Consider the following 5,870-nt stretch of genomic DNA (forward strand, 5'->3'; position numbering starts at 1 on the left):
GAGATCCCCCCTAGCCCCCCTTAAGAAGGGGGGGACAAGAGTTTAATTCTGTAGGGGCGGTGCCCCCGTGCCCGCCCGCTTCTTAAGGGGGATTTAGGGGGATCGAAGATTGTGGGACATAACAAATAACTAATAACATGAATTTAACAGATTATCCCTGGCGCATCAGCTATTCTAGCAACGAAAATAACCCGATCGCCGATTTCTACATTCCCGCGCTAGAATGTGCTCTACAGTACGATCGCAAATCCGGCTTTTTCAACAGCGCCATCCTCAGTAAAGTAGCGCAGGGATTGGGCGCGATGCTGCACAATCAAGGGCGGATGCGGTTAATCATGGGCTGTCAATTCAGCCCGCAAGACTTGCAAGCTATCCAACAAGGTTACGCCCTCCGAGATGCAGTTACCATGCGCCTCGATACCGATTTACAGCCGCCCAAAACCTTCGCCCAACTCAAACATTTTGAAATCCTCAGTTGGCTGATTCAAAACAGTTATCTCGATATTAAAATTGCCGTTCCCCTCAAATCTAACGGTTTACCAATAGATACTGAAAGTTTACTCGATCGCCAGCATATTTTTCACGAAAAAGTCGGCATTTTTACAGACAGCAAGGGCGCACAATTAGCCTTTAGCGGTTCCAATAACGAATCTCTCAGCGGTTGGGAAAGCAACGTTGAATCTTTCCACGTTTATTGTGCTTGGGAAGGCGGCAGAGATGCAGAACGAGTTTCTGAAGAGATTTTTCGGTTTGAACAGTTGTGGAACAATTTATCGCCGAATGTGCGCGTTTTTGAAGTGCCGGAAGCTGTGAAAAATAAGCTGCTAAACTACGCGCCCAACAGTAAACCAGTCTGGAATCGGGAGTCAGAATTCAGGAGTCAGGAATCAGAAGTCACGAGTCAGGAAGAAAAAGGAATTATTGCGGATTCTGATTCCTTAATTCTCGATTCTGAACTATCCCAAGATTATGCTAAATTTGAACCGCTTATCAACTTGTACGCTTCACCAACTTGTCTCGATTATTGTTTAAAATCAATTCCGATCAAACCTTGGCCGCATCAAGTTAAAATATTGCGCCGAGTGGCGGCAAATTTTCCGAAAAGTTTCCTAATTGCGGATGAAGTCGGATTGGGAAAAACCATCGAAACTGGGTTAATTCTGCGTTACTTACTCGTCAGCCAAAAAGTTAAGCGCGTGTTAATTTTAGCACCAGCCAGCATTCAGCCGCAATGGCACGAAGAATTGCGCGAAAAATTTAATCTGCACTTTTGGAGTTATAGCAAAGGTGAATTAAAAAATGCGTATGGAGAGAGGAGTCAGTCAGGGGAAGAGAATATTTGGAATTCCCAAAATCTAATTTTAGCATCATCTCATTTAGTCCGTCGGAGCGATCGCACAAAACAGCTTTTAGACGCGCAACCGTGGGATTTGGTGATTCTGGATGAAGCGCATCACGCCCGCCGCCAAAGCCCGCAAAACCGCAAGGAAACTCCCAATCGCTTACTACAGTTAATGCAGCAATTGAAAGAAAAAAGCCGATCGCTGTTATTATTATCCGCCACGCCGATGCAGATTGACGCGATCGAAGTTTTCGATTTATTGCACCTTCTCGGACTCCAAGGACATTGGTCTTATGGTGAGTATTTCTGCAATTATTTTAGCACGCTGTCGGAAAAGCCCGATCGCCAAACCTTGAATTTTTGGCAACTGATGTCTGTAGATTACTTCCAGCAAGGAGGTTCGCCCTGTGCTCGGTTGCAGCAATATCTCCAAAAGAGCGATCGGCTACTATATTATAAGTTGCGCGATGTCTGGGAAAAAAACCAGCGAGTCAACCCAAAACAAGTTGCTGAAGACACGAATTTTATCGCCGCTTCCCGCCAATATTTGACAGTTAATACTCCCCTCAAAGATTTGATGTTCCGCCACACGCGCGACACCTTGCGCCAATACTATCAGCGGGGATTGTTGGATCGCGATATTCCCCACCGCGCAGTCAGAGACAATGCGATTACATTAGAAAATAAGCGCGAAGTCCCGCTTTATCTCGCCGTCAGCAATTACGTGCGGCACTTTTACAATCTAGCGCAAAAAGACAACCGCAAAGCGTTAGGATTTTTGATGACTCTTTACCGCAAACGCCTGACAAGTTCGTTTTATGCGATTCGCGAATCCTTACAGCGCCGCCTCGAAGGAATTAGCATTACTGAGGATGATTTTCAGGATTTAGATGATGCCGATGATGTGATTTTGGAAGGAATGGAATCTTATTTTGAACCAGCCGATCCTGAAGAAATTAAATATTTAGAAGATTTACTTTATCAATTTGAGAATACAGGCGAAGATAGCAAGCTTTCGCATTTTATCACCATTTTGCGTCAAGAACTAATCCAGCGCGAAAGTGCGATCGTCTTCACGCAGTACACCGACACAATGGATTATATCCGCAGCGCTTTACAACAATTATATGGTGCTCAGATTGCTTGCTATTCCGGGCGCGGCGGAGAATTGTATCAAAATGGCCAATGGCGAATTTTTCCGAAAGAACAAATCAAAACCAAATTCCGAGAAGGAATCATCAAAATTTTACTTTGTACCGAATCCGCATCAGAAGGGCTAAATTTGCAAACTTGCGGCGTTTTAATCAACTACGATATGCCTTGGAATCCCATGCGAGTCGAACAACGCATCGGCAGGCTCGATCGCATCGGGCAGATTTATGATACCGTCAGAATACACAATTTTTACTATGACGGAACGGTAGAGGCGAAGGTTTACAAGAAATTGCGCGATCGCATCGATGCTTTTCAAACCGTAGTCGGCAATTTGCAACCGATTCTCGCAACAGTTCCCACTTTTATCGAACAGGCTGTCATGAGTGCAGATCCCGAAGAAGAGGGCGTTTTGTTGGGAGAGTTCGATCGCCTTTTAGACGCGCCGCCTCGCGGTCCGGCCCTCGATGAAATGGTAGCGATGGATGTAGAATCAGACTTGCAAGAAATCCGTCAACCTCTGCAGCCGACTTCTCTGTTTCCTGAAACTATCGAAAATTTGTTTGTCAATTCTTTGATTTTAAAGCAGATGGGCGCTATCTTCGATCGCTCGGAAAATCGCACTTGGCAACTTAACTATAAAAGTCGCGATTATTATATCACATTTTACCCGGATATCTTTGAGGAAAATGCTTCACTGCAATTGATGAGTTTTGGCAATCCGTTGTTTGAAGAAATGCTAAGTGCGATCGCCCTTGTGCCCAACAGTCCTTAATCGAACACAGTCGGGCGGACTGTTTAGCTTGTTTCACGAGTTTACGTTATTTTGAGCTGTGCTAGAGTTTGGTGCTCAACTGTGGCACTTTTAGGATTAAACTACTTTTAATGACGATCGTCCTTTTTCTTTAATTTGCACAATGTCTTCAGAAACAAACTCAGCGGCTCAATCTACAACTGGTGCAGATGCGATCGATGTTGCGATCGCCTCTGGAATCGACTTTGACGGTACTCCGATTCCGCAAGCAAAATTAGACCTCTACAAGCAAGTGATGGGATTAGAAGCCGGGAGACAGCGCAGTGGCGTGTCAAATACAATGCGATCGCGCATTGTCCGGATCGGTGTCAAACATCTGCCTCAAAACGAGCTCGATAAAATGCTAGTTGCTGCTGACTTCGCACCGCTGAAAGATAAAGAAGTTGCGTTTTATTACGGCGGAAAGTAAAAATTATCTACGCTTCTAGATAGATGAACAGTCATCCCCGGATCGGTGAAACTTGGAACAAATCCTAGCAGAAGGTCAGTTTATGAGCACTAACGGAAATAGCGTCATCAGCAACCTCGAGTATGATTTGTTAACAGTTTTGCAAAACAAGTCTGAAGCTTTGAAAGCCTACGATACTTACATGAAAGATGCTCAAGAAACAGGTTCTCAGCCTTGTGCTGAACTGTTTCAAAAATTGCAGCAAGCTGACATGGAGCACGCGCAGGAAATTCGCCAGCACCTTCAACAGGTAATGCAGCACGGCAAGATGTAAAGCTGGTACAACTCGCTCTGCAAGTTATGAGTTATGAGTTAAGTAGCAGCTATGAGTTAAAGAGTTTTGGATGCACGACTCATCTTCAATTCCTTAAACTCTCTCTACCGAGCGCTCAAAACATCAATTTGACCGCTCAACCAATGTCGCTTACAACTCTTAACTCAATTGGCGTAAGTCCCACGCTGTAATTGTACTCAATTCAGCGTTGGGATATAAGCCAAGCAAGGTCTAAGAAATAATCGAAAGTTTCCCGCTCTTGTTGTCTAATAGTGTAAGATATAAATGGTTGCGACCCGCCCACTCGACTGCAAACAACAGGTCACAGTAGCAGTAATATGCTTACCAAGGATAACTGCGAGAGAAAGGGGGAAAAGACAGACCGCTGGTTGGCAAGGTAACGCCCTACCGTAAAATATAAACCAAGTTTGTCATACGAAAATAGTTTTTTGCCTTGGGAAACAGGGCTTCTGCGTGGGTTCCCTACGAAGGGATAAAGGCCTAAAAGCCAGAGATGCTGTGTCAGACTCGGATCGTCTTAGGTGACGAATACCCAGTAATGGGATACCTAACAGAGCAACGGCAAATGAGACACGAAGCCTACACGCTCACCGCAAGGTTAGTGTTAGGTATTTCACTTCATAACTAGCAACTCGTGAAACCACTTCTTAAAACTTCAGCTACGGGTAAGGACTTAGGCTTTGCTTAAGTCCTTACCTATGTAGTGGTACAGGTTATATAGCAACCGCCAAGACGGTTAGGACGTTGTTAAGGGCTGAAACGATGGATTTTCTTCCTTCTTCCTTCTTCCTTCTTCCTTCTTCCTGCTGCTATAAAATCTCCGGTTTCAAAGCTCGTTCCATCAGCGACAAAACAGCTTGTTCCGGAGTAATTTCACCATTTAATAAGCGATAAACTTGACGAGAAACAGGCACTTCAATGGCGCGTTGATTAGCCAAATCAATCAACACATTAGTAGTATTGACCCCCTCAGCCGTACTCTGCAATTCGTGCAAAATTTGCTCTAATGATTTGCCTTCAGCCAATCCGAAACCAACCCGATAATTGCGCGATAAAGGACTGTTGCAAGTAGCCAGCAAATCTCCCAAACCCGACAAACCGTAAAATGTTTCTGCGCGAGCTCCCAAACGAACTCCCACCCGAATCATTTCCGGCAAAGCGCGAGTTAGCAAAGCAGATTTAGCATTAGTTCCTAATTGTAAACCGTCGCAAACACCAGCGGCGATCGCAAATACATTTTTCAAAGTTCCACCTAACTCAGTCCCCAGCGGGTCTTCATTCACATAAACCCGGAAAATATCAGAACTGTAAATATTTTGCACTTGCTTGGCCGCCGCTAAATCCAAACTCGCCGCTACCGTTGCAGCCGGCAATCCTTGCTGAATTTCCTCGGAAAGATTAGGGCCGGAAAGTACCACTATTGAATTGTTAGGAAACGCATTTTGCCAAATTTGAGATGGAGTGCGGGTAGTCGCGGGGTCTAAACCTTTGGTGACAGTAACTATAATTGTACTGGGACTTAACTGTAAAGCCAAAAGGCGATCGACAGTTGCTCCAACTCCTTTCATCGAAACTGCCGAAATAACAACATCCGCACCTGTTATAACTGATTCTAGATTAACAGAACTGCTGCGCGACCACAAATTAACTCGAGATCCTTTTTTGTCTCCCAGATTTGCCAGTGCCGAACCCCAAGCACCTCCGCCTAATATTGTCAAGCTTGTCATAAAATTTAGTTGGATGAACTCAGATGCTGCAACATTCTCAAGAACGGGCTAGAAGCCCGTTCCACAAGAAGATTGAATGTTTTTGTGGAACA

4 protein-coding genes are annotated in these 5,870 nt (G+C 44.8%); 3 read left to right on the plus strand and 1 reads right to left on the minus strand.

Features of this window, described 5'->3' with window-relative positions; genetic code table 11:
- The first annotated feature begins 137 nt into the window (after nt 1–137).
- The 3 genes from QUB35_RS12235 (at nt 138) to QUB35_RS12245 (ending at nt 4,030) form a co-directional block, all read left to right on the plus strand.
- Nucleotides 138–3,269 (plus strand): SNF2-related protein, encoded by a 3,132-nt coding sequence (locus tag QUB35_RS12235; protein ID WP_333142164.1) that lies wholly within the window; start codon nt 138–140, stop codon nt 3,267–3,269.
- A gap of 142 nt (nt 3,270–3,411) precedes the next feature.
- A complete protein-coding gene (locus tag QUB35_RS12240) occupies nt 3,412–3,717 on the plus strand; it encodes a small RNA NsiR4-regulated ssr1528 family protein (protein ID WP_006635311.1) in 306 nt (101 codons plus the stop codon).
- Nucleotides 3,718–3,769: 52 nt separating this feature from the next.
- Entirely contained in the window at nt 3,770–4,030 is a 261-nt protein-coding gene (locus tag QUB35_RS12245) for a hypothetical protein (RefSeq protein WP_333142165.1), read from the plus strand.
- 830 nt (nt 4,031–4,860) lie between these two features.
- On the opposite strand, the gene QUB35_RS12250 is transcribed toward QUB35_RS12245, so the two are convergent.
- The gene (locus QUB35_RS12250) at nt 4,861–5,778 is read right to left on the minus strand and encodes an NAD(P)H-dependent glycerol-3-phosphate dehydrogenase (protein ID WP_333142166.1); all 918 of its coding nucleotides are present in this window, start codon (nt 5,776–5,778) and stop codon (nt 4,861–4,863) included.
- Nucleotides 5,779–5,870 lie beyond the last annotated feature (92 nt).

Source organism: Microcoleus sp. B13-B6, from assembly GCF_036705405.1.
Lineage (GTDB): Bacteria > Cyanobacteriota > Cyanobacteriia > Cyanobacteriales > Microcoleaceae > Microcoleus.